The 3489-nt window shown below is 72.3% G+C and carries 4 protein-coding genes; 3 read left to right on the plus strand and 1 reads right to left on the minus strand.

All coding sequences use genetic code 11. The features are described 5' to 3' along the window. A partial coding sequence (locus JWP65_RS09220) for a transglutaminase family protein (RefSeq protein ID WP_299762992.1) occupies window positions 1-1713 on the plus strand: 1713 nt, incomplete at its 5' end. On the opposite strand, the gene JWP65_RS09225 is transcribed toward JWP65_RS09220, so the two are convergent. After that, window positions 1679-2092 carry a PAS domain S-box protein gene (locus JWP65_RS09225; protein ID WP_299762994.1) on the minus strand — a complete coding sequence of 138 codons (414 nt, stop codon included), beginning with the start codon at window positions 2090-2092 and terminating at the stop codon, window positions 1679-1681. The two genes, JWP65_RS09220 and JWP65_RS09225, sit on opposite strands and share 35 nt — an antisense overlap. Before the next feature lie 37 nt (window positions 2093-2129). Here JWP65_RS09225 and JWP65_RS09230 point away from each other — a divergent pair, with 37 nt between their 5' ends. Both JWP65_RS09230 and JWP65_RS09235 read left to right on the plus strand, forming a co-directional pair. Next, the gene (locus JWP65_RS09230) at window positions 2130-2930 is read left to right on the plus strand and encodes a metallophosphoesterase (RefSeq protein WP_299762996.1); all 801 of its coding nucleotides are present in this window, start codon (window positions 2130-2132) and stop codon (window positions 2928-2930) included. Next, window positions 2927-3334 carry a c-type cytochrome gene (locus JWP65_RS09235; RefSeq protein ID WP_299762998.1) on the plus strand — a complete coding sequence of 136 codons (408 nt, stop codon included), beginning with the start codon at window positions 2927-2929 and terminating at the stop codon, window positions 3332-3334. Before JWP65_RS09230 ends, JWP65_RS09235 begins: the two co-directional genes overlap by 4 nt. Window positions 3335-3489: the final 155 nt, after the last annotated feature.

Consider the following 3489-nt stretch of genomic DNA (forward strand, 5'->3'; position numbering starts at 1 on the left):
GCGGGCCTGCCCCCTGAGCTCGCGCGCTTGGGCGACGCCCAGCCGGCGCGGCGGCGCGAGGGTGGCGCTGGCGGCACCACCGCGTCCAGCCGGGTGCCGGCCCGCCACGAGTCGGCCCACTGGGTCACCCGCACCGCGCTGTGCGTGGAAGTGCGCGATCCGCAGCGCGCCAACGGTCCGAAGGCCGAGGCCGAGCACGGCGGCAAGAGTGGCGCGCTGTACGTCTTCATGCCGCCGCTGGCGCGGCTGGAGGATTACCTGCAGCTGCTGGGCGCCGTCGAGGGAACGGCCGAGGAGCTCGGCTTGAAGATCGTGCTGGAAGGCTACCCCCCGCCGCGCGATCCGCGGCTGAAGGTGCTGCAGGTCACGCCGGATCCGGGCGTGATCGAGGTCAACATCCACCCGGCGCACAACTGGGGTGAGCTGGTCGAGCACACCGAGTTCCTGTACCAGGCGGCTTTCGAGTGCCGGCTGTCGGCCGAGAAGTTCATGACCGACGGCCGCCACACCGGCACCGGCGGCGGCAACCACTTCGTGCTGGGCGGCGCCACGCCGGCCGACTCACCGTTCCTGCGCCGCCCCGAGCTGCTGGCCAGCCTGCTGCTGTACTGGCACAACCACCCGAGCCTGAGCTACCTGTTCAGCGGGATGTTCATCGGCCCCACCAGCCAGGCCCCGCGAGTGGACGAGGCGCGCAACGACCAGCTGTACGAGCTGGAGATCGCGCTACGGGAAATCGACCGCAACCGCCGGCTTTACGGCGACTCGATGCCGCCCTGGATCGTCGACCGCACGCTGCGCAACATCCTGGTCGACGTCACCGGCAACACCCATCGCAGCGAGTTCTGCATCGACAAGCTGTACTCGCCTGACAGCTCCACCGGCCGCCTGGGCCTGCTGGAGCTGCGCGCCTTCGAGATGCCGCCCCATGCGCGCATGAGCGTGGTGCAGCAGCTGCTGCTGCGCGCGCTGGTGGCGCGCTTTTGGCGCGAGCCTTACCGCGCCCCCGCCACGCGCTGGGGCACCGAGCTGCACGACCGCTGGCTGCTGCCGACCTTCATCAGGATGGACATGGGCGACGTGCTGGAGGAAATGCGCGCGGCCGGCTACGCCTTCGACGCCGCCTGGTTCGCGCCGCACTTCGAGTTCCGCTTCCCGGTGGCCGGCGCGGTGCAGGCGCTGGGCATAGACCTCACCTTGCGCAACGCGCTGGAGCCGTGGCACGTGATGGGCGAGGAAGGCGCCACCGGCGGCACCGTGCGCTACGTCGATTCATCGCTCGAGCGGATCGAGGTCAAGGTCACCGGCCTGAACGAAAGCCGCTACGTGGTCACCGTCAATGGCAAGCCCTTGCCGATGCAGTCCACCGGCACGGTCGGCGAGTTCGTCGCCGGCGTGCGCTACCGGGCCTGGCAGATGCCATCGGCGCTGCACCCGACCATCGGCGTGCATGCGCCGCTGACGTTCGACATCGTCGACACCTGGATGAGCCGCTCGGTGGCCGGCTGCCAGTACCACGTGGCGCACCCCGGCGGGCGCAACTACGTGACCTTCCCGGTCAACGCCTACGAGGCCGAAAGCCGCCGCCTGGCCCGTTTCTTCGCCATGGGGCACACGCCGGGCCGGCTGCACGTGCCGCCCGCCAGCATCAACGTGCCGGGCAGCCGCGAGTTCCCCTTCACGCTGGATCTGCGCAAGCCGGTGGGGGGCTGAGCCGGCCGATCGCCACGGCGCCCAGCACGGCGCCGCTGGCATCCTTGACCAGCGAGAAGCTCATCGCCATGTAGAGCCGCGCGCCGCCCTTGCCAACCGCGCGGGTGGTGACGGCGCGGCCCGCGTTGCGCACCTGGCCGCTGGCGATCGCCCGTTCGTAGCCGGCATTGTGGGCCGGACGCAGCCGCTCGGGAATGATGAAGTCCAGCTCTCGCCCCAGCGCCTCGGCGGCGGAGTAGCCGAATGCCGTTTCGGCGCCGCGGTTCCATAGCCGCACCACGCCCTGGCGGTCGGCGAAGATGATGGCGTCGGCGGCCTGGGCCAGGATCGCCGCCTGCAGGGTGGCGGGGCCGGATGGTCCGGAGCTCGGCGCGGTCATGGCCCCAATCTATCACGGCGTGATAGATTGGGGGCGCATGAAGCTGCATATCCTGTCCGACCTGCACCTGAGCCAGGCCGGCTTCGACTGCCCGGCCACGGACGCCGACGCGATCGTGCTGGCCGGCGACATCGCGCGGCCGCAGCCGGCGGTGGCCTGGGCGGCCGGCCTGGGCAAGCCGGTGCTGCTGGTGCCGGGCAACCACGAGTTCTACGGCGCCAGCATCACCGGCACCCTGGAGCGGCTGCGGGCCTTGTGCGCGGGCACTTCGGTGCACCTGCTGGACATGGGCGAGCTGGTGCTGCACGGCGTGCGCTTCCTGGGCGCCACGCTGTGGACCGATTTCCGGTTGTTCGCCGAACAGCGCCAGCGCGACGCGGCGCAGGCGGCGGCCCTGCGCTTCATGCGCGACTTCCAGCGGATCCGCCTGGCCGAAGGCGAGGACACCTTGTTCTCGCCCGACGCGGCGGCGGCGCTGTTCGCGCGCCACGCGGCCTGGCTGCAAGAGAGGCTGGCGGCGCCGCACGACGGCCCGACGGTGGTCGTCACCCACCATGCGCCCTGCGCGCGCAGCATCCATCCGCGCTTTGCCGGCTCGCCGCTCAACGCCTGCTTCGTCTCGCACGCCGACCACCTGCTGGGCGCGCAGCGGGCCTGCCTGTGGGTGCATGGCCACACCCACGACAGCTTCGACTACGACGCCGGTGGCACCCGGGTGCTGTGCAATCCGCGCGGCTACAGCCGCGACGGCGTGATCGAGAACGCGCGCTTCGACCCGGCGCTGGTGGTCGAGGTGGGCCGAGGCGGGAACGCCGCGCCCGCCGCGCGCACCCAATGACCATCCTGCACGACACCGCCAGCAATTCCCTTGCGCCAGGCGACGGCGCGCAGCTCGCGGCCCGCGCCTGCCGCGGCCAGGCGGGCGCCTTCGAGCGCCATCATCCGGCGCCACAATCGGCTGGTGTTTCGCCCCGTGCGCAGCATCCTGCGCAGCGACGCCGAAGCCGAGCATGGCGTGATGCGGCGCGCGGCGCGGCGCTCTACGCGCGTTGCGCCGGCTGCCACTCGCTGGCGGCCGACCGCACCGGGCCGCGCCACTGCGGCTTGCCGGGGCGCAGGGCCGGCGCCGGCGCGGCTTTTGCCTACTCGCCGGCGATGGCCAAGGCCGGCCTTGTCTGGAACGACGACACCTGGAGCGCTACCCGCGCAACCCGGCGGCCACCGTGCCCGGCACCGGCATGACCTATGCGGGCGGGCCGCACGCGCCGGAGCGCCGCGACCTGGTGGCCTCCCTGCGGCGCGCGGGCGGCGCACCGGAGTGCCGCCGCTGAAGCACGCGGTGGGGCGCAGGCCACACCGACCTGCGCCCCACGCAAGCGCGGTGCAACAATGGCCGT

It is taken from the genome of Ramlibacter sp. (genome assembly GCF_028292805.1).
Classification (GTDB): Bacteria; Pseudomonadota; Gammaproteobacteria; order Burkholderiales; family Burkholderiaceae_C; genus Ramlibacter.